Source organism: Enterococcus sp. 2G9_DIV0600 (genome assembly GCF_002140615.1).
GTDB classification, from domain to species: domain Bacteria; phylum Bacillota; class Bacilli; order Lactobacillales; family Enterococcaceae; genus Enterococcus_D; species Enterococcus_D innesii.
In genome coordinates this window covers 46680-71805 of sequence record NZ_NGLL01000002.1, presented here as the reverse complement: position 1 = coordinate 71805, position 25126 = coordinate 46680, and the positions used below count along the sequence as shown (strand labels likewise).

Genomic DNA, 25126 nt, shown 5'->3' with positions numbered 1-25126 from the left:
GGCAAAAACCACAAAAAAGCCAAACAACGAGGTTGTTTGGCTTTTTCAAGACTTAGTCGTCTAATGGTAATTCTTCTTGCGCTTCCTCAAGGGTTACGGTCTCTCCTGTTCCAATCCCGTAAGCATCGCGGACGCGAGCAGAAACTTCTAGCATCATTTCTTGGTGTTCACGCATGTAGTTTTTGGCGTTTTCACGACCTTGACCGATACGATCCCCTTTATAGGCATACCACGCACCGCTTTTATCGACGATGTCTTGTTCCACGGCCATATCCAGCAATTCACCTTCTTGGGAAATCCCTTGACCATACATCATGTCGACTTCTGCTACTTTAAATGGTGGCGCTACTTTGTTTTTGACTACTTTGATCTTCGTGCGGTTCCCGATGATATCTGTACCGGATTTCAATTGCTCAGCACGACGTACTTCCAAACGGATGGTTGAATAGAATTTCAACGCACGGCCACCAGGGGTTGTTTCTGGATTCCCGAACATGATCCCAACTTTTTCGCGAATTTGGTTGATAAAGATCGCGATCGTTTTCGTTTTGTTGATGGAACCAGAAAGTTTCCGTAATGCTTGTGACATCAAACGAGCTTGCAAACCAACGTGGGTATCACCCATTTCACCGTCGATCTCCGCCCGTGGGACTAAAGCTGCTACCGAGTCAATGACCACGATATCAACCGCACCACTTGAAACTAAGGCGTCAGCGATCTCTAATCCTTGTTCCCCTGTATCTGGTTGTGATAACAAAAGATCATCGATATTTACGCCTAATTTTTGCGCATATTGAGGATCTAACGCATGTTCGGCATCGATAAATGCTGCTGTTCCGCCATTTTTTTGGACTTCCGCAATGGCATGTAAAGCAACTGTCGTTTTACCAGAACTTTCTGGGCCGTAAACTTCTACGATCCGTCCTCGTGGGTAACCACCTACACCTAATGCAACATCCAAGGCCAATGAACCACTTGGGATCGTTGAAATTTGTTGATCAACTTTTTCGCCAAGCTTCATGATGGCACCTTTACCATAGTTCTTTTCAATCTTCTTTAGTGCAGCATCTAAGGCTGCTTTACGATCATCTGCCAAACGGATAATCCTCCTTATATTCATCACTTTCGTGTGTCGTTCATAAGATAATAATAGTCCTTCTGACGGGAAATTGCAAGAAAAAACGAACAAACATTCGCATTAATTTAATAATTCCTTACGTATTTGATTTAAGCCCGCCATGACGGCACTATGCCGAATATAGGCGCGGTCGCGGTTGAAGTGATACAGCTGGCTCGAGACGCCTTTGTCAGAAGCTAAGGCGATCCAAACGGTGCCTTTGGGCTGACCTTCTAACTCGTCTGGACCAGCAACACCCGTAAACGCCACCGCATAATCAGTCTCGGCTTGTTTGCGGGCATAGACGGCCATTGCTTCTGCACATTCCTGACTAACAGTTCCATAGCTTTCTAAAAGCGCTGGATCGATGCCTAAGAGCTTGCTTTTTGTTGCAGCAGAATATGTCACGAACCCACCGGGAAACACCTCAGAGACGCCAGGAATCCCTCCTAGGGTCGCTTGGAACAAACCAGCGGTCAAACTTTCCGCTGCGGTGACGGTTTTCTTTTTCTCGATCAGTCGCTCGACGACTGTTTCTGCCAGCGAATTTTGTTCCCCATACCCATAGAAATACGCACCGACCCGTGCTTGGACGGTTTCTTCTAACGCATCCAATTGTTTGATCCCTTGCGCCTCGTCTGCAGTTTTGACCGTCAGACGCAGCGTGACCTCATTGGGTTTGGCATAAGGAGCGATGGTGGGATTGACTTGATTCTCGATCAAATCGGCCAATTCTGTGACCAATGCCGATTCCCCGATCCCGTAATAGCGCAAAACGCGAGACAGCAAGACCTCTTCTTGGGGAAACTGCTCTAACAGAAGTGGTTTTGCGTGGGTAAGAAACATCGCCTGTAGTTCACTTGGTGGTCCTGGCAGCAGCAAATAACTGGTAGCGGCTGTCTGATAAAAGATCCCGATCGCTAGTCCATTGGGATTTGGCAAAGACACACCGTCCTTAAAAACGAGGGTCTGCCGCAAATTGTTTTCCGTCATCCTCCGTTGACTGTTTTCAAAGAAGGCTTTCAATTGGTGATAGCCTGGTTCATCTCTGACTAACTCTTGTCCCACATGACGGGCAGTGACTTGTTTCGTCAAGTCATCGTCGGTGGGCCCTAAGCCGCCGCACAATACGATCAAGTCGCTGCGTTTGTCGGCGATCGTCAGCAATTCTTCTAAGCGATTGGGGTTGTCCCCGACAACACTATGATAAAAAACATCGATCCCAAGACTTGCCAGTTCTTCTGACAAGAAGGTTGCGTTCGTATTCACCACCTGTCCTAAAAGTAATTCGGTCCCGACTGCAATAATCTCTGCTTTCATTCGTTTACTCCTTCATTTATCAGATACGTAAAAGTCTTTCATATTGACAAAAAAAGTCCAGAAAACTTCTGAACTTTCGTGACTTGTATCCTTGTTTTTATCGCTTCTTTATCTAGATCTAGAACTTTTACATAGAATCTTTAAAAACATTCGTATTTTTTATGAAATAATCGACCCCGGAATAGATCGTGAAGATCAAACATAGATACAACATGATTTGATCGATAGGCAAACCGATCATTGAAAAGGGAATGTTGTTCAAGAACAAGAAAATGATCGCAACCATTTGTGTCGCGGTTTTGATTTTTCCTGGCCACGCAGCAGCCATGACTTCCCCGCTTTGTTCCACTAACAACAAGCGTAACCCTGTCACTGCCAACTCGCGGCAAACGATGATCGAAACTACCCAGCCTGGGGCTTTGTCTAATTCAACCAGCATGATAAAAGCCGTCATGACGAGCATTTTATCTGCTAACGGGTCAGCAAACTTCCCGAAGTTGGTAACAAGGCCTCTGGAACGAGCGATCTTGCCATCTAGCCAGTCTGTAATGCTGGCTGCCGCAAAAAGGATCGCTGCAATAAGGTGCGTGTTTTCTAATTGTGTCGTACCAACGGTCAGCGTGCCAAGATCGATTGGCAAAACCAAGACCAAAATAAAGATGGGGATCATAATGATCCGTAATACAGTTAATTGATTGGGCAAATTCACGAAATAGACTCCTCTCTGCCGACTATTGTACGAAATAATGGCAAATCATGCCACTACTTCTGCTTTTCAATGGTCGGATGCAACAGATAACTTTTTAGCTAATGATACCTCAATAAGGCGCATTTGTCAGATTTATGCCGCATCGTCTTGGTATTCAATCACGAGGCGGACTGTCTTTTGTAACAATTCAAATTGCGGGTCAGAAAAGTCCACTTCCTGACCATTGGCAGTGATGGAGATATTTTGACTTGCGCCCAGGGTCAAGGTCGCATTCGTGGCGCCTTCTGGCAGCGTCATCGATTGCGTTTCTCCCGCTTGAACAGTGTATTGGTACACATAAGCGTTGTCGACTTGTACACCGACCCAACAAGAAGCATCTAGCCCAGTAAATGCTAATTCAATAGGATTTTCCGCATCTTTCATCGTGATCGTGATCGACGATTGCGTCGAATCACTGGCAGTCATCGTCATTTTCGCTTCGCTGGATTCCGTCGTACTTGAAGACTCCGTCGCTTCACTCGAAGTACTGGTTTCTTCCGTACTTGACGTGGTGGAAGCGGTAGACGCTGAATTTTCTACCACAAGAGAAGAGCTTCCTTGGATCATCGGCGTTGTATTCCGGTCTTGCCAAGCCATGTAGCCCACGATACTCACGATCGTAATGGCCACCAGACCTAATAGAATCATCGGCAAATAGCGGACGACAAATGAGCCGCTTTTTTCTTCTACGTGCTGTGCTTTTCGTGAGCCGCTGACGGTTTCAGGCTGCGGTCTTTTTGGTAAGGGGGCGTCTAACGTATCTTTGCCATCAAAAACGGCTACCAATTTGTCGCCGTCTTCTCCAACCGCTGCTGCATATTGGCGAATAAACGCACGGACATAAAAAGTGCCTGGCAATTGATCAAAACGCTCTGCTTCAATTGCTTCTAAATAGCGTTTTTGGATCTTTGTCATTTGTTGTAATTCAATCAATGAAATGTTTTTATCTAAACGGGCTTGCCGTAATTTTGCTCCAATCGTTGTTTCGTTGGCCACTCGATCATCTACTCCAGTCTTTTATTCATCTTTAAAAAAAGCCCTAAAATCGCTTCGCTGCTTGTCGTAAGGTCAGCAAAGCTGCTCTATCATTTTAAAACAGGGGTTCCCTGTATACGTCAATAAAAAAAACTCCGTCACGCCGATTGCCATCTGAGCGCGCCGTCTACTAAATATAACATTTTTTCCGTGATTTTTTGTAAAAAAACAAAAAAAGATTTTGCTTCAATAATTAAAGAATACCATAAAAGAAAAAGTCTGAGGATAGCCTAACCACAACTCGCAAACAAATTTTAATACTTTTCGCCAAATTGGCATCAAAATGCAAGGAAAAACCGTCCTTTGACGCAAAAAAGAAAACACTGAATGACTCAGGAGTTGGCCAGCCCTTGTTCTGTTGGGCGTTCCTCCTTAAATCATTCAGTGTCGCTTAGATGACAGCTGTTTGACAAAACCAGCCTTCGCTTAGGCTTTTTCCGTTGGATACATGTAAAAACGACTAAACGCTTTAGGATCGATAAAGGAACGAGCCGCTTGCTGGACATCTTCCAAAGTGATGGATTGGATCACCTCTGGCAGATCAAAGAGCGTCGTTTCACCAAATAAACTTTGGGTAAACTGGTTTGCGATAAACTCCAGTGAGTTCAGTGATTGGAAATATTTTCCTAGCATTTTCTTCTTCAATAACGTCAAGTTTTCTTCATTGATCTCTGGATCTTGCGGGAAATTCATTACGATCGCTTCGATCTCTGCCAACATTTTTTCTGGCTCTTCAGAATCCCCCGAGAAGTCGGCAAAGTAAAAGCCGCGATCCAAATTCACTTCAAACCCAAATGTGTCGTCGATGATGCCTTGATCATACAAACGCAAATAATTGGCGGAAGTATTGCCTAAAACCAATTGGCAGAAAAGATTCAACGCATTTTTGAAGCGCAAGAGCTCTCTTCCTGATTTCGGCAGTTTGTTCAAGTCCCCTTTGATCCCTAATACGCCTTTGGCACGTGTTACTGGCATGGTAAGACTTGATTCTGCTTGAATATCGGCAAAGGTTTCTTCAGGAAACTGGCGAATGATCGCCTGCGTTTCTGGAAAGGTCTTGGCCGCTTGATTGGTCCGAATCCACGCCATCGTTTCTTCAGGATCGATATTGCCTACCACAAAAAGCGTCATATTGCTTGGGTGATAGAAGGTATTGTAGCAAAGATACAAGTCTTCTGCGGTGATCTGCGCAATGCTTTCCACCGTACCAGCGATATCGATATGCAAGGGGTGCTTCGGATACAGATTTTTGATGATGCCGAAAAACTGCTGCCAGTTTGGATCGTCATCATACATTTGGATTTCTTGACCAATGATCCCTTTTTCTTTTTCGACGGTTTCTTCTGTGAAATACGGAGCTTGGACGAAATCGATCAACGTTTCAAGGTTCAGCTTGATTTGATCGGTTGCCGAAAAAAGGTAGCTGGTTTTCGTGAAACTGGTAAAGGCATTGGCAGAAGCCCCCTGCTGACCAAAGGTTTGAAAGACATCGCCGTCTTCTTTTTCAAACAGTTTGTGCTCTAGAAAATGGGCAATGCCATCAGGGACTTGATGCAATGCTTCGGGTGAAAACCCGAAATGATTGTCGACAGAGCCATAGTTCGTACTGAAAAGTCCGTAAGTTTTATGGAAATCGGCTTTTGGCAGCAAATAAACTTTCAAGCCGTTTGGCAATACTTCTTCATAAAGGGTCTCATTGATTTGCTGATAGACTTTTTTATTCATGGGTCGTCTCCTTATCCAGGAAGAATACAGCTTGTAAGGACACGTTTTGAGCCAATGCTTGGACATCTGCCACGGTCACTTGTGCCAATTTCTGCATAAATTCATCTTCCGTCATTTTCGTATTCGGTACCCACTGATTCAGATAGGCTGTTTCGATCAGTGCTTGTGGGTTATCCAATGAGAGCAAGTACTGGTTTTTCAACATCGCTTTTGTTTGTGCCAGTTCTTCCGCGGTGACTTCGCCACGCTGCAAGCTTTGCAGCTGCTGTTCGATCAATTTGAAGACCTTGTCGCGGTTTTTGCCATCGATCCCCGTTTGGACCGACAAATACCCACGAAACGTATCGATACTGCTAGAAGCATAATACGCCAAACTTTCTTTCTCTCGGACATTCATAAACAGTTTTGAATGAGGGAATCCGCCAAACAACCCGTTGAAGACCATAAAGGCGATCCGCTCGGCTTGGTCATAATACACGCCAGTATGATAGCCTAAGTTCAATTTGGCTTGGATGATTGGTTCTCGCAAGATTTTCTCGCGAATGATGTTTTCCGCCGCTTGCTGATAAAAGACCGGCATTGCTTGGTCTGGCCGATCGGTAAAGGCCATGTTTTGGAAGAGCGCCGCAACTTCTGCTTCAACCACATCGCCGATCACGAAAATATCGATTTGATCATTGTCCATCATTGAGCGATAGGTTTGGTAAAGCTCTTTTGCGGTCACAGCTTCTAAGTCTTGGGGACGGCCAAAGCTCGGATACTTCTGATTCTGATCGTTTTCGAAATACAACTCTTGCAGCCCTAAAGAAGCCAATGCTTGCTTATCTTCTGCCACGCTGTTCATATAGGCGATCAAGTTGTGTTTTTCGATGGTGAAGTTCTTTTCTTCAAATTGTTCCTCGTGGGCATTCGGATGGAACAAAACTTCTGCTAAAAAAGCGGCTGCTTGCGGCAATACTGCTTCATCTGACACGTACTTCCCGTTGACAAAGGACATCGCTGCATTGATTTGATGCAGATTGCCCCGTTTGTTAACATTCATACCAAAGCTGGCACCGTAAAGCTCTGCCAGCTGACTGCTAAATGCGGTCTGTGTCGGATAAGCCAAACTAGTCGTTTCTAATAAACTGGTCAATAAGGTCCGTTTGGCGGTCATTTCAGCCTGCAATGGTGCAGTAAACCGAACGAAAAAACGGATCGTTTTATACTTTTTGGTCGGTAGCACCGTTAACCGAACACCTTTTTTTAATTCAATAGACATGTGACACCCCTTCTAGAAGCAAAATTATCTCTTCAATTATAGCATAGCTGACAAACTTTCTCCTCGGCTCGCTGATCAAACCTGCTGCAGCGAGCGTTTTTTTTTATAAATCCCGCGTTTTTCGCTATACTGTCAGTAAGATTTAGAAGGGAGGATACAGGATGATTAAAGAATTTAAAGAATTTATTTTACGAGGAAACGTCATTGACTTGGCGATCGGGGTCGTGATCGGGAGTGCCTTCACCGCAATCGTCACTAGTTTAGTTGAAGGATTGCTGACACCATTGGTTTCATGGATCTTATCACTCTTTGGTAATGCAGATGCCTTTTCTGGCTTGGTCTTTGAACCAGCCAAAAATGTGGTCTTTGATTTCGGCCGCGTAATTACTGCCATTATTACGTTCTTGATTACCGCATTTGTCTTGTTCTTGATTGTCAAAGCAGTCAACAAACTACGCAATCTGAAACAACAACCTGAGGAAGAAGAAGTACCAGAAGTCACTGCAGAGGATTATTTAGAAGAGATTCGTGACCTTCTAAAAGCGCAAACGCCTCCTGCCAACACTGTTGATCCACGTCCAACATCATTGGATGATACGATCCGATAAAAAAACGGCTCTTAGTCAATAAGGTCGAAAGAAGCGATTCGGATTCATCCGATCCATCAATCATAGCGCTAAAAGAAGCAAGCACGCGAACCTCGCTAGAGAGTCGCTGTGCTTGCTTCTTTTTTCATCCCGACATGCAGGATCCCGTCTTCATAAAAAGGCGGTGTAATGGTTTTAAAGCCATACTGGCCGTAGAATTTTTCTAAGTGGGCTTGTGCTTCGATCTCAATAGGCAAAGCTGGATAACACTGCTCAATGCGATGCAAAACTTCTTTGATCAGACGATGGCCTTCTTTTTGCCCCCGGTATGCTGGTGCCACAATGACCCGACCAAAATGCACCGTTTGTTCCTGCTGGAAAATACGGGCGTACGAAACGATCTGCCCTTCCTCATCAAGGGCCCATAAATGTTTAGCTTGTGCATCGATCGCATCGATCTCTTGATACGCACACGCTTGTTCCACCACAAAAACCGCTGTACGCAAACGGGCAAGCTGATAAAACTCCACCCCAGTCATTTCCCCTAACTCTTTTAGAAAAAACGCCATCCCATCACTCCTTATCTTATTGAACCAAAAAAGAGTCAACAAAGTGTCAACTCTTCTTGTTTCAAACAGCTTCTGATAAAAATTCAATCTCAACAGTTCTAGTTAAAATATCTGAATAACTATAAGAAACCCGCTCGAATGAATTCTCATTTGGATCCAAATCTACAACAAAAACTGAAGGATAAGTTTCTGTCAAAACGCCGCGACGTTCAGTTTGACGCTTACGTCCAGTCTGAGCAACTAGCATAATCTCACTACCGATACGGCCTTCTAAATCTTTCTTGATCGTAGCTAAAGTTGTTGGCATCGCATTCACCTCGAGCATCATCATACCACGAAAAGCAGAAAATTTCAAGTTTACCATAAAATAATTCTACTTTCAATAAGATTTTTGTTAAACACCCTTGATAAGCGCTATCAACTTTGTCCGACCGCGACTGAAAGCGCTTTTTATTTTTTCATAAGGCAGCTTTTCTTGAGCGGCAATCTGATCAAGTTCTAATCCTTTTAAATAATTCATTATAACCATTCGTTCTAAAGACGATAAACTTTTCGGATACTCTGCCAACGATTCATTGACGAACAAGTAGGTCTCTGCAGTTTCCGCACAGCGATTATGATCGGTCAAAAACCGATTGCCTTCTTGTAAAAGCTTTTCTTCCAGCGAGCAGGCATCGACTTGGGCTTTGCGTTTTTGGGCATGCTGCGCCCGCAACAGGCTGCAGATACGGTTCTCAAAGGAACGCTTAAACAAGATACCGATGGTCGTTCCTTTGTCCTTATCGTAAGTCTTTAGACACTTATTAAAAACGATCCTGCCTTCTTGCAGCCAATCGTCTAAGTCATAATCCCGCAGATAATATTTTTTATGCAAAATCTCAACGATCGGTCGATATTTTCTGAACAACTCTTCAAATCTATCTGAACGGTGCGATACTTGTCTTTCCTTTGTGCGCATCGAGATCACTCCTTTTGTTTTTGCTTCATTTGCTACAAAAGGAGCGTATCATAAATGGCTGGGACATCTTCTAATTTACCAGACCAACTTTGTCCCTAACTAAGGTCTTGCAATTTCTTTTCAAGTTCAGCTAATTGTTCAGGTGACCAAGGGGAATTGCGTCGGAAATTTTCAAACCGCAAGTCGGTTTGATGCTCGTGGATGTCTTTTTCCGTTTTTTCCACGCTTTTGTACAATTCCCGTGCCGAAGTTCGCAAAGCACCTTGAGAGAAGATCACCCACTGTTCGGCTAAATCGCTGGTAGCGACGGTGACTTGCGTCAATCGATTGTTTAATTCACCAGCGATTCGTTCGATGTAGCTGTCGGCGGTCTCTCCTTCTTCGGTAAAAATAACTTCCAGCTGATATTTGGTGTAACTTTGGGTCACACCAGGCACCAGTTGGGCATCAAAAACAACGATGATTTTCAACCCTTCATATTTTGCATAATTCGACAGCCGATTCAGTAAGGCTTCTCGGGCATCTTCTAAACGGTCCTGATTTTTCAAAAGAACCAGCTCCGGCCAAGCGCCAATCATATTGTAGCCATCCACGATCAGCAAAGGGGTTTTCATTGGGACGCCCCATTTCGGCTAGTAAAGGCCTGATACATCAACAAACCTGCCGCCACACTGGCATTTAAGCTCTGCACGTGCCCGGTCATTGGGATCGTCAGCATTTGATCCACTTCTTTTTTCAAACCTTCCCCCATTCCGCGACCTTCGTTGCCGATGATCAAACCGACCGCCCCTTGGGCATTCCATGTGCGGTAATCACTGCCACTCATATCCGTACCGAAGATCCAAAAACCAGCTTTTTTCAGTTGCTGGACTGCTTGGGTCAAGTTGGTCACGCGGGCCACAGGGATATGTTCCACTGCGCCGGTCGACGTTTTCACCACGATTGGCGTGATCCCCACCGCACGGTGTTTTGGAATGATGATCCCGTCTACGCCGCTGGCATCAGCGGTTCGCATGATGGAGCCGAAATTATGGGGATCTTCTAGATTATCTAAAATCAGATACAGCGGCTGTTCTTTCGTTTGGGCCAACAATTCATCCAAGGTCAAATACTGATAAGGGGTGATCGCCAAGATCATGCCTTGATGGACCCCTTGGTCACTCATCGTATCCAGCTTTTGTTTTGGCACCCATTTGACTGGAACTGCCTGTTCCCGCGCCATTTCTTTCAAACGATCGATTTTTTCTCCCCGTGCTTCTTCGGAAAGAAACAGCTTGTTGCCTCGCCCTTCTTTCAAGGCTTCAGCAACCGCATGATAGCCAAAGACAAAATTATCTTCGATGGCTTCTCCAGCGGCTTCTTTGCGGCGATCCGGTCTATTTTCTTGTCTGGCTTCTGATCGGCCAGCTGTTTTTTTATTTGGACGCTTTCTTTGCGGTTTTTCTCGCATCTTCTTCTCCTACTTTCTTTATACACCAGTCTATTAGCTCGTCTAAGCGTTCTTGTTGCTGCGTGAGGTGCAAATACCCGATCAGCGATTCAAAGCCAGTAGCGATACGATACGTCGTGACATCGGCATTTTTGGCACCCGTATGGCTTTTACTATTACGGCCGCGGCGGTAAAAATCATGTTCTTCTTCGGTCAGGATCTCTTCATCCAACATCTTTTGGATCAATGCCGCTTGGGCTTTGGCAGACACATAGTGGGTCGCCATATGGTGCAGTTGGTTCGGTCGGGTTTGGCCTTGGGCGACTAAATAATCGCGAATATAGACTTCATAGACCGCATCTCCCACATAGGCCAATGCCAAACCATTCAATTGTTTATAATCTCTCATGCTTCTCGTCTCCATCGGGTTCCTTGCGGGGTATCTTCTAAGATGATCCCTTGTTCTTTCAACTCATCACGGATTTGGTCGCTGCGGGCAAAATCTTTGGCTTTGCGGGCGGCGATCCGTTCATTGATCAGCTGTTCGATTTCTTCATCCAGCAATTCTTCGGATACAAAATAAATCCCGAAAATCGTCAGCCATTCGCTGAATTTGGCTAATCCAGCCGCTAATAAAGCCAAGTCTGTTTCTGGGTCTTCGCTAGCTAAGTTCAGCCACTTCGCCAATTCATAGACCACAGTGATCCCGTTAGCCGCGTTGAAATCGTCGTCCATTTCTTTGACGAAACGTTCTTCAAATTCTTCCAGAACCGCTGCATTGACTTCCTCATCGCTGGCTTGATAATGGCTGCTATTCAAGCGGAATTTGGCATTTTCATAAGTCGTCCGCAATTTTTGCAGGTTGGTTTGTGCTTCATGCAAGGTAGTCTCACTGTATTTGATTGGTCGGCGGTACTGGGTCGTTGCCAAAAAGAAACGCAGCACCTGCGGATCAACTTTTTTGACCATCTCATGCACTGTGACGAAGTTGCCCAGTGACTTACTCATTTTTTCTTCGTCTTCACCGATCGTCACATAGCCGTTATGCATCCAATAGTTGGCGAAGGTCTTGCCCGTTTTCGCCTCGCTTTGGGCGATCTCATTTTCATGATGCGGGAAGGTCAAGTCTTGTCCGCCTCCATGAATATCGATGGTCTCGCCTAGGTGTTTGGTCGCCATCACCGAGCATTCGATATGCCAGCCAGGACGACCGGCTCCCCAAGGAGATTCCCAAGCGATCTCATCGCCTTTTGCCGCTTTCCACAAAGCAAAATCCAACGGATCTTCCTTGATTTTTTGTTCTTCACCGGTCCGCTGGCTTGCGCCGACTTCCAGCTCATCGATGGATTGGTCGCTTAATTGCCCATAGTGAGCAAATTTACGGGTACGGTAATAAACATCGCCATTGACTGGATAGGCATAGCCTTTTTCTACAAGAGCAGCAATAAAGGCAATGATGTCTTCGATATGATCCATCACACGAGGATTCATCGTAGCAGGTTTGACATTCAGCGCTGCGGTATCTTCATTGAAGGCGTTGATAAAACGCTCTGCCACTTCTGGGGCCGTCGTGCCTAATTCTTTTGCCGCACGAATGATTTTATCATCGACATCGGTAAAATTCATCAAATAGTCCACTGTATAGCCGCGGTATTCAAAATAACGACGTACGGTATCAAACGACACAGTACTACGGCCATTCCCGATATGGATGTAGTTATAGACGGTGGGTCCGCAAACATACATTTTTACTTTTTTTTCTTCTAAAGGCTGAAACACTTCTTTTTCCCGTGTCAGCGTATTATAGATTTTAATCATCGTGGGTAACCTTCTTTCCTTTGATTCGAACGATCTTTGCTGGGATGCCGACAGCAGTTGCTTCTGCGGGGATATCCTTCAAAACCACTGCATTGGCGCCGATCTTTGCACGCTCACCGATCGTGACAGGGCCTAAGATCTGCGCATGGGCTGAGAGAAATGCACCAGTTTTGACCGTGGGATGACGCTTGCCCCGCTCTTTACCGGTTCCCCCTAGGGTGACCCCGTGAAACAAGACGACATCATCTTCAATGATCGCCGTTTCCCCGATCACGACGCCCATCCCATGATCGATAAAGACCCCTTGGCCGATCTGCGCACCAGGATGAATCTCGATCCCAGTCAAGAAACGCCAAAACTGGGCCGTCAGTTTTGCCAAAAAATACCAGCGATGCTGAAACAAAAAATGCGACCAACGATGCCAAAACAAGGCATGAAATCCTGGGTATGTAATGATGATCTCCAACGTTGATCGTACCGATGGATCATGTTTTTTTGTTGCCGCAATTGCTTTTTTGAACCAAGTCATCTTCTCACCTACTTTATCCAAACTTCTTGATACGAAAAAAGCGTCTTTCAAATAAGTTTCCTTATTCAAAAGACGCTTTTTTGCGTGGTCCCACTTTTGTTCGCAGTTCGGCACTGCCTTCAAGCGGGTAACGTCCGCTGCTTCGTCTTTGACTTGCGCCAAAGCCACTCCTAGGTGCATTTCCTAGCCTTTTTTGACCACTCTCACCTTCCGTGGTCTCTCTGAAAAAAATCGGCTAGTACTTCGTCTATTCGCTGTGTTTATAACACGTTATTCAAATGATCAAGGGCTTTTTCTTTCCCTAATAATTCAACGGTATCTGGTAGTTCTGGTCCGTGGGTTTGGCCTGAGACCGCCACGCGGATCGGCATGAATAAATTCTTGCCTTTGATGCCTGTTTCTTTTTGGATCTCTTTGATGGCTGCTTTGACTGCCGCAGCCTCAACGACTGGCATCGCCTGTAATTTTTCTTTAAAGGCTGTTAAAACCGTCGGTACAGTTTCTCCTGCTAAGACTTCTTTGGCTGCATCATCTAATTCAGGGTGTTCTTCGAAGAACAATTCCGAAAGGTCGACGATTTGTGCCGCAAAACTCATTTGCGGTTGATACAAGGAAACGATTTTTTTCAACCAGGCAGCTTTTTCTTCGGTCAATGTTTCTTCGATGCGACCGGCTTTTACCAAGTAAGGGACGCACATTGCCGTCAATTCATCCAGATCCATTTGTTTCATGTATTGGTTATTGACCCATTCCAACTTTTTGGCATCGAAGGCAGCTGGTGATTTGCTCAACCGTTCAGGATCAAAGATTTTGATCAATTCTTCTTGAGAGAAGATTTCTTCTTCCCCTACTGGTGACCAGCCTAAAAGTGCAATGAAGTTGAACATAGCGTCTGGTAGATAACCCAACTCACGGTATTGCTCGATGAATTGCAGAATCGATTCGTCCCGTTTGCTTAATTTTTTCCCGGTTTCGCTATTGATGATCAACGTCATATGCCCGAATTCTGGTGCTTGCCAGCCAAATGCTTCATAGATCATCAACTGTTTTGGTGTGTTGGCGATGTGGTCATCTCCACGCAGCACATGGGTGATTTTCATATGATGGTCATCGACTGCTACTGCAAAGTTGTAAGTCGGCATACCGTCACGTTTTTGGATGACAAAATCGCCACCGACATTATCTGATTCAAAAACGATCTCGCCTTTGACCATGTCGTGGAATTTGTATTCAGTATTGCGAGAGACACGGAAACGAATCACTGGTTTCAAGCCTTGTGCTTCTTTTTCGGCTTGCTCTTCTGGTGTTAAGTTGGCACATTTCCCTGCATAATGGGGCATTTCGCCACGAGCTCTTTGGCCTTCACGTTCGGCTTCCAATTCTTCTTCCGTACAATAACACTTATACGCACGATTGCTTGCAAGCAATTGATCGATCAGTGGTTGGTAGATATCGCCGCGTTCTGATTGACGATACGGACCGTATTCTCCTGGATTTTCAGGTGATTCGTCCCAATCCATTCCTAACCATTGCAAGTTTTCAAGCTGGCTTTTTTCACCATCTTCAATGTTTCTTTTTTGATCGGTGTCTTCGATTCGGATAATAAATTCACCGTCATTATGACGAGCAAACAAATAATTGAATAAAGCCGTCCGAGCATTCCCGATGTGTAAATGTCCTGTTGGACTTGGCGCGTAACGTACACGTACTTTTGTCATTGTTTTCCTCTTCCTTCATCTGATTTCCAAGCCAGCCAAGCTGCTTGGGGCTTATTGTTCAGTTTAGTGGGAAAGACCCGCGTAAAAAACAGAACCCTCAAGTTGAATTGTACAATCAATAACCCAATTAGTAAAGGCAGCTGGCATATTTTACGCCAGCTGCCTAGGATTATTTCTCTGATTTCGATCCTTCTTTGTTGTCGATGCCGCGACCAGAATGGGCTGGTTTGGCAAAAATCATCCGCCCAGCTGCCGTTTGCAAGGCGCTGGTGACGATCACTTCGATGTGTTCATTCATGTAATGCTGGCCATCTTCCACCACGACCATCGTCCCGTCATCTAGATAAGCGACCCCTTGCTGGCGCTCCGTGCCAGCTTTCACCACTAAGACGTGCATGCTTTCTCCTGGAATCACCACTGGTTTGACCGCATTGGCCAACGCATTGATATTCAAGACAGGCACATTTTGAAATTCAGAAACTTTGTTTAGATTGTAATCATTGGTCACGACGACACCATCCAGCATCTTCGCTAACTTGATCAGCTTGCTATCAACTTCGGAAATGTCTTCAAAATCGCCTTCATACATCTCCACTGCGATTCCTTCTTCTTTTTGCAAAGCATTCAAAATATCCAAGCCGCGGCGGCCCCGAACCCGTTTCAAACTATCGCCAGAATCTGCGATGTATTGCAATTCGTACAAGACAAAATTCGGGATCAGCAAGACGCCTTCTAAAAAGCCCGTTTTAGCAATGTCATAGATCCGACCATCAATGATCACGCTGGTATCCAAAATTTTGTATTTGTGGAAATGGTCCGCGATCTTTCTTTCCAGCATCTGCTGTTCATCTTGCTCTTGGGGCTCTGCCTTTTTGTTTTTCGGGGCAAAGACTTTTTTCCATTCATCGATCCGTGTCGTCCCGATCTGAAAACCGAGATACCCTAACAGGACCATCACTAAGATTGGGGCGATCCCGTTGATAAAAGGAATATCCCAATTGTAAAAAGGAATCGACACGATCACACCGATCATCAGACCGATGATCGAACCAATTGCGCCAAACAAGAGATACGTTAAGCTCAATTCACTTAGTTTTTCTTCAATTTTGCGAATACCGGCTGCAATATATTTCGCTAATAGTAAAGATAATAAAAAGAAAATAAGGGCTCCAAGCAAACTATTAGTGATGTTATTATTCAGCCATTCATTTTGGGTTTGCCCAATGGCTTGCCATGCGATAGGCATCAGTGAGATCCCCAGACTTGCTCCGGCAAGTACCATTAGTGCGGTAATGACTCGTTTCTGCATACATGTTCCTCCATACTCCAGTAAGTTTCTTTTGTTCAAAAATCCGTGCTGCCAGACAGGCTCCTTCCGCCAGTCAGCGGCTGTCGGTCGGTTGGTTCAACCAAATGAACCAGCAGCGTCAGGGCAAGAGGAGAGGCGATTGCCCCTTGCTCTTGCATTGACTCCACTTTAACGGAAGACTTTCCGCAAGGTTTCGGCTAAGGTAGACACGCCTTCGACTTCGATGCCTTTGGGCGGCTGCCAGCCAGTCAGATTATTTTTCGGCAAATAAACTTTCGTAAAACCTAGTTTTTGCACCTCTTTGACCCGTTGCTCGATCGCGTTGACTCGGCGAATCTCACCCGTCAAGCCAATTTCACCGATAAAACACTCCGTCGGGCTGGTGCCTTTTTCTTTGTAGCTAGACGCGATACTAACAGCGATCGCTAGATCGATCGCGGGTTCATTTAATTTGACCCCGCCGGCTGCTTTTAAGTAGGCATCTTGATTTTGCAGCAGCAAGCCTGCCCGTTTTTCTAAAACCGCCATGATCAGCGAGACGCGGTTGAAGTCTAGCCCCGTCGTCGTGCGTTTGGCATTGCCGAACATCGTTGGCGTGACCAGTGCTTGGATCTCCACCAAGATTGGCCGACTGCCTTCCATTGCCACTACGATCGCCGATCCGGTTGCGCCTTCTAAGCGTTCTTCCAAAAAGACTTGTGACGGATTGGCGACTTCTTTCAACCCGCCTTCTTCCATTTCAAAAATCCCGATCTCATTGGTGGATCCAAAGCGGTTTTTGACGGCCCGCAAAATCCGAAAGCTGTGGTGCTTTTCACCTTCGAAATACAAGACGGTATCCACCATGTGCTCCAGCATCCGCGGTCCTGCGATCGAGCCTTCCTTCGTCACGTGGCCAACGATAAAGATGGCGATGCCATTGGTTTTAGCGATTTTCAGCAATTCTGCGGTCGTTTCTCGCACTTGGCTGACACTGCCTGCCACACTGGTGATATCCGGTTGGGTCATGGTTTGGATCGAATCGATGATCACATAATCTGGACGGATGTTTTCGATCGCTTTACTGATCTCTGACATGTCCGTTTCCCCATAGAGATAAAATTCCGTGTCGATGGCGCCTAAGCGCTGCGCCCGCATTTTGATCTGCTCGGCACTTTCTTCTCCTGACACATACAAGACCGTTCCGCCGATCGCTGCTAATTGCTGGGAAACTTGCAAGAGCAGCGTCGATTTTCCGATCCCGGGATCCCCACCGATCAAAATCAAGGAGCCTGGGACCACGCCGCCGCCTAAGACGCGATTCAATTCAGCCAGTTTCGTTTGGACCCGCGGTTCTTTTTTCGGTACGACATCGGCGATTTTCGTCGGCTGCATCTTTTGACCGGTCAATGTCGTACGTACACGACGATCAGCAGTTTCTTGGATCACTTCTTCTACCATTGAATTCCAGCTGCCGCAATTGGGGCATTTTCCTAAATACTTAGGGGAACTATACCCGCAGTTTTGACAGACAAATTGACTTTTTGCTTTTTTTGCCATTGATCTCCTCCACTACTTCTATCAAACAGACCCCCAGGCAGGATTTACTGATTCGAGGAGCCAAAGCCGCCGGTTCGGCTGGCAGTGGTTGTATCTTGATCAGCTTTTAAGAACGGCAAGAAAATTCCTTGACCGATCCGCTCGCCTTTTTTAATGACGACATCTGTGGGGCCGAAATTGGTAAACTGAAACATGATATGCCCTTCATTATCTGGATTGTCATAGTAATCGCTGTCGATGACGCCGACACCATTCGTCAAGACTAAGAAACGTTTCAAAGGATTGCTGGAACGATTTGTCAGCTGCAAATACTCGTCTTCCCCCATATAGGCTTTGATCCCCGTGGGAATCAAGGTTGGTTTCAACTGTTTTGCGGTCTCTTTTGCCAACAGCGCTTTGACCCCATCGATCACGCCCGCTTTCCAAATGCTTGGCACCACGATTTCTTCCGCGGCTTCAAAATCATAACCAGCCGCATGATGGGTGGCACGTTGAGGCAAGGTGATGTTTTTTTCTTTATATGATGTAATAATTTCAAATCCTCGTAATTTCATGGGTTCCTCCAATAATAAAACATATAGCTATTTTAGCATAGGAAGAACTATTTTCTTCATGGAAAACACAATTATCGAAAAGTCTTTACAATTTCTTCGTTTAAAAATAGCTCAAAAAGAAAAAAGAGCATGACGAAACGCCCATTTGCGAGTACAATAGAAAAAATATCAAAAAATAGGCGGTGGCATATGCGCGCAGATCTTTCAAACAAAAACCGAATCGTTGTAAAAATCGGCACCAGCTCGTTGATTTATCCCAATGGTGCCATCAATCTAGCTGGTATCGATGAATTAGCCTTTGTCTTAGCAGCTTTACAAAACCAAGGCAAAGAAATCATCTTAGTTTCCTCTGGTGCGATCGGTGTTGGCATGAACAAGTTGAATTTGAAAGAACGACCCGTGGAGATCCCGCAGCAGCAAGCCGTGGCCGCCGTTGGCCAATCGGAACTGATGACGATCTACAACCAGCGTTTTCAAAGCTATAGCCAGCAGACTGCACAGATCCTGCTGACCAGAGACATCATCGAATTTCCCCAAAGCCGTCAAAACGTTAGCAACACCTTAGAGCAGTTACTTGCGATGGGGATCATCCCGATCATTAATGAAAACGACACAGTGGCAGTGGATGAATTAGACCATCTCACCAAATTTGGCGACAATGACCAGCTGTCAGCGATCGTCGCTCAGTTGACGAAAGCCGAGCTTTTGATCATGCTTTCTGATATCGACGGCTTTTATTCCGCCAATCCGCTAAATGATCCTGAGGCTGTTTTGTATTCCGAGATCAATGAAATCACCCCGGAACTTTTAGAACAAGCTACGGGAAAAGGCAGTCCTTATGGAACCGGCGGTATGACCAGCAAATTAAAAGCCGCTCAACGTATCTTAGACTTGAACAGTCACATGCTGCTGGCTAACGGCAAGCAGCCGAAAATTATTTTTGACTTGCTCGCAGGGGAACCTGTCGGCACCCACTTTTATCAACGAACGGAGGATGAGCAATGAGCAATTTACAAACGATCGGTCAACAAGCACAAGCAAGCGCCCAGGCATTAAGCTTACTGAGTGCCAGTGAAAAAAACCACCTACTGGCAGCGATGGCCGATGCTTTAGAAAAAGCTACCGAGAAGATTTTAGCTGCTAATCAACAAGATCTAACCGCCGCAAAAGCCAAAGGAACCAGCCAAACGATGCTAGATCGTCTGTTGCTGACAGAACAACGGATCACCGAGATGGCTAACGGCATCCGAGAAGTCGCCCAATTGCCCGATCCAATCGGTGCCGTAGATAAAATGTGGCGCAATGCTGACGATCTTTTGATTGGTCAACAGCGAGTGCCTTTAGGGGTCATTGGCATCATCTACGAAGCCCGCCCTAATGTCACTACTGACGCGGCTAGTCTGTGTTTCAAATCAGGAAATGCCGTGATTTTGCGTGGCGGAAAAGAAGCCTTCCACTCCAATCAAGTCCTCGTGACTATTTTACAAGAGGCATTAGCTGCCAACGGACACTCCCGCCATGCGATCCAGTTTATCGAGGACACGAGCCACGAAACAGCGGCTGAGCTGATGCGGCTGACAGATTACTTGGATGTTTTGATCCCCCGTGGGGGCGCCGGCTTGATTCGACGTGTCAAAGAGACCGCCACAGTACCAGTGATCGAAACCGGCACCGGCAACAACCATATCTACATCGACCAAGCAGCCCAGCTGCCGATGGCTCTGGCGATCGTCACGAATGCAAAGACGCAACGCCCTTCTGTCTGCAATGCCATCGAAACGATCCTCGTCCATGAAGCAGTGGCGGCAGAATTTTTGCCTATGGTAGAACAGCAATTTGCCGATCAAGTCGAATTGCGAGGAGATCAAAAAGCGTTGGCGTTTTTGAACAACGCGCAGCTTGCCACTGAAGAGGACTGGGCAACCGAGTTTTTAGACTATATCTTAGCGATCAAAGTGGTGGCTTCGCTAGAAGAAGCCATTGCCCACATCAATCGCTACAATACGAAGCATTCTGAAGCGATTATCACTGATGATTATTTCGCTTCCCAACGCTTCTTGAAAGAAGTTGATGCGGCAGCGGTTTACGTCAATGCCTCGACCCGTTTCACGGATGGCTTTATGTTTGGCTTTGGAGCCGAGATCGGCATCTCAACGCAAAAACTCCATGCCCGTGGGCCAATGGGGTTAGAAGCACTGACTTCCACCAAATACATTGTTTATGGCGAAGGCCAGATCCGTAAGTAACGATACGCAAAAACAGCCACTTGCTGTCATGACTTCCAATAGTTAGACTAAAAAGCTAACTTTAAAAGGTCGCTACATGCGCAAGCGGCTTTTTTTCGTCCTCTTATGCTTGTGCAGCCCGCAGAACGAAGGAAAGCGGTTCGATGCCGAACAATTCTGTCAGCACTCGATTGGTTGTGGCAAAAACGTCAGCTTCGCAACTCTTTTTCGGACAAGCAATCGTCTGTCCTTTGCTGGAAAACGTATCCTGACGGCTGCCCTCTACGAAAATTACTTCTTGCGTTCCTTTTTGATAGATCAGTCCTTCGTCTTCTTCTAATAATAAGCGAGTCTGCCACTGATTGATCTGGGCAATGGGCATCACCAAGGAAGCAGCATCCAAGTTTTCTAGCGAAAAACAACGACCATCTGGCAGCTGCAGCGTGAAGGTATTGAGTTCATAAGGCAAACAGGCATTGCACCCTCCTTCCGTGATGACTTGGCTCGTGAGGATTTCTACGTTCATTCTTTTTGACTCCTTTCATGAATGATTCATGTTTAGTTTATCACAAACCTATGGCCCACGGCGGAGCAATTATTCCGCCTTAAGTTGGATGTGTTTCTTTTTCTTTCTTGCTATGCTAAGGATAAGAAAAAAAGTCTAGGAGGAGTCACTATGAATACAGAAAGTTTATTAGGAAGAATCGTTACTGTCGTGGCAGTTTTAATCGCAGCATCTCTTGTTTTATCCGTCGTATTAGGCATTGTTGGTGGGTTGATCGGATTGATCTTCCGTTTCGGGATTCCTTTGTTGCTAGCCGTTTTGATCGTTCGCTGGTTAACCTCGATTCGCCAAAAGCCAAGAAAATATTATCGTTAATTGCAGGAAAACCAAAAACACCTGACTTTCCAACAGTCAGGTGTTTTTTTATCGATCAGCCTAATGCGACATCTAAAACCATCATTAAGATAAAGCCTAGCATGACGCCAAAGACCGCAAAATGGCGGCGACTCGTCAAGGTTTGCTGCGCTTCTGGAATCAATTCTTCCACCACTACATAGATCATAGCACCCGCTGCAAAAGCCAACGCATACGGCAAGACAGCGGACATACTCGTTACCAACAAAGCCCCGATCACACCGGCGATCGGTTCTACGATCCCGGACGCTTGCCCATACATAAAGGCTTTGGTTCGGCTTAACCCTTCTTGACGCAAGGGGATCGAAACGGCTGCGCCTTCTGGAAAATTCTGAATCCCGATCCCGATCGCTACCGAAAGCGCCGCTAAGATCGCTGCTCGCGGATCATCGGCACTAGCCGCCGCCCCAAACGCTACCCCTACCGCCAAGCCTTCTGGGATATTATGTAGCGTGATGGAAAAGACCAGCAAGATCGTTCGCTTCAAATGACTGGGCAAACCTTCTGTTTCATGATTTGGACCAAAATGCATATGCGGGAGCGTCTTATCTGCTGCATATAGAAACAAACCGCCCAAACCAAACCCGATGCTGACCACGAGCCACGGAATGTCGCCATTTTCTTCGGCTCGTGCGATCGCAGGATCTAATAACGACCAGAAACTAGCAGCGATCATCACGCCAGAGGCAAACCCCAGCATCGTATTCAGGACATTTTTATTGATTTCTTTGAAGAAAAAGACTAGCGCTGCCCCAAACGCCGTCATACCATACGTAAAGATCGTCCCCGCCAGCGCTTGCTGCCATGGCGACAATCCAACCAACCAATCCACCATTCGTCTGCTCCTTTGTCTAACTATTCTACCAATACTCTAGCATAGGAAGCCGTCAGGTTCTACTAGGAAGGCAACAGCAACCAAAATTTTTCTTTCACCAGGCCTATGCCTTTCCTGACGAAATCCTCGGCTTTACTTGAAAGTTTCAACATTCATCGCTATAATGCTAGGAGACTCCATGTCAATTTATATAAAGTGAGGAAAAGAATTGATTACAGTAAGTGATGTAAGTTTGCATTTTTCAGACCGCAAACTGTTTGATGATGTTAATATTAAGTTTACGCCTGGTAATTGTTATGGTTTGATTGGTGCAAATGGTGCTGGTAAATCAACTTTTTTAAAAATTTTATCTGGTGAGATCCAACCTTCGACCGGGAATGTTTCTTTAGGTCCTGATGAACGGATGGCTGTCTTGAAACAGAACCACTATGATTACGAAGAGTTTCCAGTGATCGAAACGGTCATCATGGGCCATAAACGTCTCTACGAAGTGATGAAAGAAAAAGACGCGATCTACATGAAGGAAGACTTTTCTGATGAAGATGGGATTCGTGCCGCCGAACTAGAAGGCGAATTTGCGGAACTTGATGGTTGGGAAGCAGAGCCAGAAGCAGCCGTTCTTTTGCAAGGCTTGAACATTCCCGATGAATTGCATCATGTCTTGATGAAAGATCTAACTGCTGGTCAACGGGTGAAAGTCTTACTCGCACAAGCCCTTTTCGGTAAGCCAGACGTCTTGCTCCTAGATGAGCCTACCAACGGATTGGATATCCAATCTATCAACTGGTTAGAAGAGTTTCTGATCAACTTTGACAACACTGTCATCGTTGTTTCCCATGACCGCCACTTCTTAAATAAAGTTTGTACCCATATGGCCGATCTAGACTTCGGCAAAATCAAATTGTTTGTCGGCAACTATGATTTCTGGTTGGAATCAAGCCAATTAGCAGCGAAATTACAATCCCAATCAAATGCCAAAAAAGAAGAGCAGATCAAAGAACTGCAAGACTTTATCGCACGCTTTAGTGCCAATGCATCAAAATCCAAACAAGCAACGTCTCGGAAAAAAATGTTGGATAAAATCACCCTTGATGATATTCAACCTTCGTCCCGCCGCTATCCGTTTGTCGGATTTAAACCAGAACGTGAAATCGGGAATGACTTGCTGCAAGTCGACAATGTCAGTGTGACGATCGACGGCAAAAAGATTTTAGACAATATCTCTTTCACCTTGAATAAAGACGACAAAGTCGCTTTTGTTGCCAATAGCGATATCACCACCACGACGCTATTCAAAGTCATCATGGGGGAAATCACTCCTGATACAGGTAGTGTTCGTTGGGGCGTCACCACGCAGCATGCCTACTTGCCAAAAGATACGACCAGCGAATTCGATACGGATACCCCGATCGTTGATTGGCTGCGTCAATACGCAAGCAAAGAAGAAGACGACAATACCTTCTTGCGCAGCTTCCTCGGTCGCATGTTATTCTCTGGTGATGAAGTATTAAAACCCGTCAACGTCCTTTCCGGGGGCGAAAAAGTTCGCTGTATGTTGTCGAAAATGATGCTTTCAAAAGCCAACGTATTGGTGTTGGATGATCCAACCAATCACTTGGACTTAGAATCGATCACCGCATTAAACGATGGTTTGATGGCCTTCACCGGCTCATTGTTGTTTGCTTCTCATGACCACCAATTTATTCAAACCCTTGCGAACCGTATCATTGCGGTCTCTAGCAAAGGCGTGGTGGATCGTGCCGAAACGACCTACGATGAATTCTTAGAAAACAAAGATGTCCAAAAACGCGTAGCAGAATTGAATCAATAAGCTGCTTTTAAAAAAAGAACGCTCCAGTTGCCCGCCACCAAGGCTGCAACTGGAGCGTTCTTTTTATTTTGTCTAATACTTCGGGCATGTTGGGCAGGTTACGCTTGTTCTAAACGGGCTTTGCCGAATGAAAACAGCGCCAAGCAGCCATAGCCGGTATGACTGGAGATCGTTGGACCTAATGGATAATGATGAATAATAATGTCAGGAACTTTTTCGGTCAAACGTTTGATGACTTTCTCCGCTGCTTCGGCATCGCCGGCATTGGCAAAATAAACCGTATTGGTTTTTGATTCGTGAAGATTGGCGATGGTTTGATCCACGATTTTTTGGATCGCTTTGTTGCGTCCCCGCACTCGATCAACGCTGCGTAATTTTCCCGCAGTATCGACGGTAATGATTGGTTTCACGTTCAGCAATCCGCCGATCGCTGCCGCCGTTTTAGAGATTCTGCCGCCGCGTTCCAACTGTTTTAAATCATCGACGGTGACCCATGAATCTAAACGCAGTTTGTTTTCTTCTACCCATTGGCTGACTTCCAGCAACGAACGTCCTTGGGCTTTTTGTTGGGCTGCTTCAGCCACTAAGAAGCCTTCCCCTAAACTAGCTGAGCGCGTATCGATCAAGGTGATCGCAACTTCTTTGTATTCTTCTTTTAGTAAGGCTACGGCTTGGACGGCACTTTGGAATGAGCCGCTCATTCCTGAAGAAAAACCTAAATAAAGGACCGGTGTGCCCGCTTCGACATATGGCCGAAAATATTCCATATAACGTCCGACATTGATTTGAGAAGTCGTCGGTTGCGCATGCTCTTTTAGTTTTCCTAAAAACCATTCCGTATCAAATTCTTTGCCCATATCATCGATATATTCTTTGCCGTCTAATTCAATCAGCATTGGAATATAGGCGACATCTAGCTCCGCTAATCTTACTGCTGGTAAATCACAGCAGGAATCTGTCATGATTTGAAACATGGTTTCACCCCTCTCGTTACCCCCTATTATAGCAAAAAAAGAACAAGACAGAAGAAATTCTCATCAAAAGCAGCCAAACTTATCGTTGACTGCTTTTGACGTAGGAGTTCTTTGTCTTGTTCTGAT

At 45.6% G+C, this 25126-nt stretch carries 27 protein-coding genes and 1 other annotated feature; of the genes, 5 read left to right on the top strand and 22 right to left on the bottom strand.

Annotated elements, in window-relative coordinates; genetic code table 11:
• Positions 1–52 precede the first annotated feature (52 nt).
• The 6 genes from recA to yfmF all read right to left on the bottom strand — a co-directional run bounded on the left by recA (position 53) and on the right by yfmF (position 7206).
• A complete protein-coding gene (gene recA / locus A5870_RS13865; protein WP_005226448.1) occupies positions 53–1096 on the bottom strand; it encodes a recombinase RecA in 1044 nt (347 codons plus the stop codon).
• A 102-nt stretch (positions 1097–1198) separates the two neighbouring features.
• Entirely contained in the window at positions 1199–2437 is a 1239-nt protein-coding gene (locus A5870_RS13860; protein WP_086293489.1) for a competence/damage-inducible protein A, read from the bottom strand.
• 127 nt (positions 2438–2564) lie between these two features.
• On the bottom strand, positions 2565–3146 hold the full coding sequence (pgsA, locus tag A5870_RS13855; RefSeq protein ID WP_005226440.1) for a CDP-diacylglycerol--glycerol-3-phosphate 3-phosphatidyltransferase: 582 nt from the start codon (positions 3144–3146) through the stop codon (positions 2565–2567).
• A 132-nt stretch (positions 3147–3278) separates the two neighbouring features.
• Positions 3279–4181, bottom strand: coding sequence for a helix-turn-helix domain-containing protein (locus tag A5870_RS13850; protein ID WP_016608952.1), 903 nt, complete (start codon positions 4179–4181; stop codon positions 3279–3281).
• 465 nt (positions 4182–4646) lie between these two features.
• The gene (gene yfmH, locus A5870_RS13845; RefSeq protein WP_005226432.1) at positions 4647–5945 is read right to left on the bottom strand and encodes an EF-P 5-aminopentanol modification-associated protein YfmH; all 1299 of its coding nucleotides are present in this window, start codon (positions 5943–5945) and stop codon (positions 4647–4649) included.
• Positions 5938–7206: an EF-P 5-aminopentanol modification-associated protein YfmF gene (yfmF, locus tag A5870_RS13840; RefSeq protein ID WP_086293487.1), complete on the bottom strand. Its 1269-nt coding sequence runs from the start codon at positions 7204–7206 to the stop codon at positions 5938–5940. Before yfmF ends, yfmH begins: the two co-directional genes overlap by 8 nt.
• Before the next feature lie 161 nt (positions 7207–7367).
• On the opposite strand from yfmF, the gene mscL reads away from it, so the two are divergent.
• Entirely contained in the window at positions 7368–7814 is a 447-nt protein-coding gene (gene mscL / locus A5870_RS13835) for a large conductance mechanosensitive channel protein MscL (RefSeq protein WP_005226421.1), read from the top strand.
• 95 nt (positions 7815–7909) lie between these two features.
• Here mscL and A5870_RS13830 read toward each other — a convergent pair whose 3' ends face one another.
• The 13 genes from A5870_RS13830 to A5870_RS13775 form a co-directional block, all read right to left on the bottom strand.
• The gene (locus tag A5870_RS13830; RefSeq protein WP_010748489.1) at positions 7910–8362 is read right to left on the bottom strand and encodes a GNAT family N-acetyltransferase; all 453 of its coding nucleotides are present in this window, start codon (positions 8360–8362) and stop codon (positions 7910–7912) included.
• Positions 8363–8423: 61 nt separating this feature from the next.
• Positions 8424–8669: a Veg family protein gene (locus A5870_RS13825; RefSeq protein WP_005226417.1), complete on the bottom strand. Its 246-nt coding sequence runs from the start codon at positions 8667–8669 to the stop codon at positions 8424–8426.
• 87 nt (positions 8670–8756) lie between these two features.
• A complete protein-coding gene (locus A5870_RS13820; RefSeq protein WP_015508689.1) occupies positions 8757–9320 on the bottom strand; it encodes a sigma-70 family RNA polymerase sigma factor in 564 nt (187 codons plus the stop codon).
• A gap of 95 nt (positions 9321–9415) precedes the next feature.
• Entirely contained in the window at positions 9416–9934 is a 519-nt protein-coding gene (locus tag A5870_RS13815; RefSeq protein WP_010748486.1) for an NYN domain-containing protein, read from the bottom strand.
• A complete protein-coding gene (gene rlmB, locus A5870_RS13810; RefSeq protein ID WP_010748485.1) occupies positions 9931–10770 on the bottom strand; it encodes a 23S rRNA (guanosine(2251)-2'-O)-methyltransferase RlmB in 840 nt (279 codons plus the stop codon). The genes A5870_RS13815 and rlmB overlap by 4 nt, the downstream gene beginning before the upstream one ends.
• Positions 10736–11158, bottom strand: a complete 423-nt coding sequence (locus tag A5870_RS13805; protein WP_005226405.1) for a Mini-ribonuclease 3 — start codon at positions 11156–11158, stop codon at positions 10736–10738. The genes rlmB and A5870_RS13805 overlap by 35 nt, the downstream gene beginning before the upstream one ends.
• Positions 11155–12567, bottom strand: a complete 1413-nt coding sequence (gene cysS / locus A5870_RS13800; protein WP_015508686.1) for a cysteine--tRNA ligase — start codon at positions 12565–12567, stop codon at positions 11155–11157. The genes A5870_RS13805 and cysS overlap by 4 nt, the downstream gene beginning before the upstream one ends.
• The gene (gene epsC / locus A5870_RS13795; protein ID WP_026008130.1) at positions 12560–13096 is read right to left on the bottom strand and encodes a serine O-acetyltransferase EpsC; all 537 of its coding nucleotides are present in this window, start codon (positions 13094–13096) and stop codon (positions 12560–12562) included. Before epsC ends, cysS begins: the two co-directional genes overlap by 8 nt.
• A 65-nt stretch (positions 13097–13161) precedes the next feature.
• Positions 13162–13360, bottom strand: a binding site (T-box leader).
• Positions 13357–14814 (bottom strand): glutamate--tRNA ligase, encoded by a 1458-nt coding sequence (gltX, locus tag A5870_RS13790; protein WP_016608945.1) that lies wholly within the window; start codon positions 14812–14814, stop codon positions 13357–13359. (Overlaps the previous feature by 4 nt.)
• Positions 14815–14983: 169 nt before the next feature.
• Positions 14984–16123 carry a PIN/TRAM domain-containing protein gene (locus tag A5870_RS13785; RefSeq protein ID WP_005226396.1) on the bottom strand — a complete coding sequence of 380 codons (1140 nt, stop codon included), beginning with the start codon at positions 16121–16123 and terminating at the stop codon, positions 14984–14986.
• Between the two features lie 35 nt (positions 16124–16158).
• Positions 16159–16290 (bottom strand): hypothetical protein, encoded by a 132-nt coding sequence (locus A5870_RS17685; RefSeq protein WP_254907659.1) that lies wholly within the window; start codon positions 16288–16290, stop codon positions 16159–16161.
• A 1-nt stretch (position 16291) separates the two neighbouring features.
• Entirely contained in the window at positions 16292–17662 is a 1371-nt protein-coding gene (gene radA / locus A5870_RS13780) for a DNA repair protein RadA (RefSeq protein WP_005226394.1), read from the bottom strand.
• A 44-nt stretch (positions 17663–17706) separates the two neighbouring features.
• Positions 17707–18216, bottom strand: coding sequence for a dUTP diphosphatase (locus A5870_RS13775; protein WP_086293484.1), 510 nt, complete (start codon positions 18214–18216; stop codon positions 17707–17709).
• 189 nt (positions 18217–18405) lie between these two features.
• Between A5870_RS13775 and proB the strand changes: the two genes are divergently transcribed.
• A complete protein-coding gene (gene proB, locus A5870_RS13770; RefSeq protein ID WP_081117600.1) occupies positions 18406–19221 on the top strand; it encodes a glutamate 5-kinase in 816 nt (271 codons plus the stop codon).
• Positions 19218–20462, top strand: coding sequence for a glutamate-5-semialdehyde dehydrogenase (locus A5870_RS13765; RefSeq protein ID WP_086293481.1), 1245 nt, complete (start codon positions 19218–19220; stop codon positions 20460–20462). The genes proB and A5870_RS13765 overlap by 4 nt, the downstream gene beginning before the upstream one ends.
• Positions 20463–20565: 103 nt before the next feature.
• On the opposite strand, the gene A5870_RS13760 is transcribed toward A5870_RS13765, so the two are convergent.
• The gene (locus A5870_RS13760) at positions 20566–20967 is read right to left on the bottom strand and encodes a DUF4809 family protein (RefSeq protein WP_086293479.1); all 402 of its coding nucleotides are present in this window, start codon (positions 20965–20967) and stop codon (positions 20566–20568) included.
• Between the two features lie 150 nt (positions 20968–21117).
• On the opposite strand from A5870_RS13760, the gene A5870_RS13755 reads away from it, so the two are divergent.
• Positions 21118–21321 (top strand): hypothetical protein, encoded by a 204-nt coding sequence (locus A5870_RS13755; RefSeq protein ID WP_008376766.1) that lies wholly within the window; start codon positions 21118–21120, stop codon positions 21319–21321.
• A 55-nt stretch (positions 21322–21376) separates the two neighbouring features.
• Here the strand turns inward: A5870_RS13755 and A5870_RS13750 are convergent, their stop codons facing one another.
• Positions 21377–22195: a ZIP family metal transporter gene (locus tag A5870_RS13750; RefSeq protein ID WP_081117597.1), complete on the bottom strand. Its 819-nt coding sequence runs from the start codon at positions 22193–22195 to the stop codon at positions 21377–21379.
• Between the two features lie 208 nt (positions 22196–22403).
• Between A5870_RS13750 and A5870_RS13745 the strand changes: the two genes are divergently transcribed.
• Positions 22404–24026, top strand: a complete 1623-nt coding sequence (locus tag A5870_RS13745; protein ID WP_081117596.1) for an ABC-F family ATP-binding cassette domain-containing protein — start codon at positions 22404–22406, stop codon at positions 24024–24026.
• A 98-nt stretch (positions 24027–24124) separates the two neighbouring features.
• On the opposite strand, the gene A5870_RS13740 is transcribed toward A5870_RS13745, so the two are convergent.
• Positions 24125–25000, bottom strand: coding sequence for a DegV family protein (locus tag A5870_RS13740; RefSeq protein ID WP_086293477.1), 876 nt, complete (start codon positions 24998–25000; stop codon positions 24125–24127).
• Positions 25001–25126 lie beyond the last annotated feature (126 nt).

What these genes read in the sequence shown, in the direction of transcription:
- A5870_RS13860 (WP_086293489.1), bottom strand. Translation starts at nt 2,437, where the DNA reads ATGAAAGCAGAGATTATTGCAGTCGGGACCGAATTACTTTTAGGACAG.
- yfmH (WP_005226432.1), bottom strand. Translation starts at nt 5,945, where the DNA reads ATGAATAAAAAAGTCTATCAGCAAATCAATGAGACCCTTTATGAAGAA.
- yfmF (WP_086293487.1), bottom strand. Translation starts at nt 7,206, where the DNA reads ATGTCTATTGAATTAAAAAAAGGTGTTCGGTTAACGGTGCTACCGACC.
- mscL (WP_005226421.1), top strand. Translation starts at nt 7,368, where the DNA reads ATGATTAAAGAATTTAAAGAATTTATTTTACGAGGAAACGTCATTGAC.
- A5870_RS13830 (WP_010748489.1), bottom strand. Translation starts at nt 8,362, where the DNA reads ATGGCGTTTTTTCTAAAAGAGTTAGGGGAAATGACTGGGGTGGAGTTT.
- A5870_RS13825 (WP_005226417.1), bottom strand. Translation starts at nt 8,669, where the DNA reads ATGCCAACAACTTTAGCTACGATCAAGAAAGATTTAGAAGGCCGTATC.
- A5870_RS13820 (WP_015508689.1), bottom strand. Translation starts at nt 9,320, where the DNA reads ATGCGCACAAAGGAAAGACAAGTATCGCACCGTTCAGATAGATTTGAA.
- A5870_RS13815 (WP_010748486.1), bottom strand. Translation starts at nt 9,934, where the DNA reads ATGAAAACCCCTTTGCTGATCGTGGATGGCTACAATATGATTGGCGCT.
- rlmB (WP_010748485.1), bottom strand. Translation starts at nt 10,770, where the DNA reads ATGCGAGAAAAACCGCAAAGAAAGCGTCCAAATAAAAAAACAGCTGGC.
- A5870_RS13805 (WP_005226405.1), bottom strand. Translation starts at nt 11,158, where the DNA reads ATGAGAGATTATAAACAATTGAATGGTTTGGCATTGGCCTATGTGGGA.
- cysS (WP_015508686.1), bottom strand. Translation starts at nt 12,567, where the DNA reads ATGATTAAAATCTATAATACGCTGACACGGGAAAAAGAAGTGTTTCAG.
- epsC (WP_026008130.1), bottom strand. Translation starts at nt 13,096, where the DNA reads ATGACTTGGTTCAAAAAAGCAATTGCGGCAACAAAAAAACATGATCCA.
- gltX (WP_016608945.1), bottom strand. Translation starts at nt 14,814, where the DNA reads ATGACAAAAGTACGTGTACGTTACGCGCCAAGTCCAACAGGACATTTA.
- A5870_RS13785 (WP_005226396.1), bottom strand. Translation starts at nt 16,123, where the DNA reads ATGCAGAAACGAGTCATTACCGCACTAATGGTACTTGCCGGAGCAAGT.
- radA (WP_005226394.1), bottom strand. Translation starts at nt 17,662, where the DNA reads ATGGCAAAAAAAGCAAAAAGTCAATTTGTCTGTCAAAACTGCGGGTAT.
- A5870_RS13775 (WP_086293484.1), bottom strand. Translation starts at nt 18,216, where the DNA reads ATGAAATTACGAGGATTTGAAATTATTACATCATATAAAGAAAAAAAC.
- proB (WP_081117600.1), top strand. Translation starts at nt 18,406, where the DNA reads ATGCGCGCAGATCTTTCAAACAAAAACCGAATCGTTGTAAAAATCGGC.
- A5870_RS13765 (WP_086293481.1), top strand. Translation starts at nt 19,218, where the DNA reads ATGAGCAATTTACAAACGATCGGTCAACAAGCACAAGCAAGCGCCCAG.
- A5870_RS13760 (WP_086293479.1), bottom strand. Translation starts at nt 20,967, where the DNA reads ATGAACGTAGAAATCCTCACGAGCCAAGTCATCACGGAAGGAGGGTGC.
- A5870_RS13755 (WP_008376766.1), top strand. Translation starts at nt 21,118, where the DNA reads ATGAATACAGAAAGTTTATTAGGAAGAATCGTTACTGTCGTGGCAGTT.
- A5870_RS13750 (WP_081117597.1), bottom strand. Translation starts at nt 22,195, where the DNA reads ATGGTGGATTGGTTGGTTGGATTGTCGCCATGGCAGCAAGCGCTGGCG.
- A5870_RS13740 (WP_086293477.1), bottom strand. Translation starts at nt 25,000, where the DNA reads ATGTTTCAAATCATGACAGATTCCTGCTGTGATTTACCAGCAGTAAGA.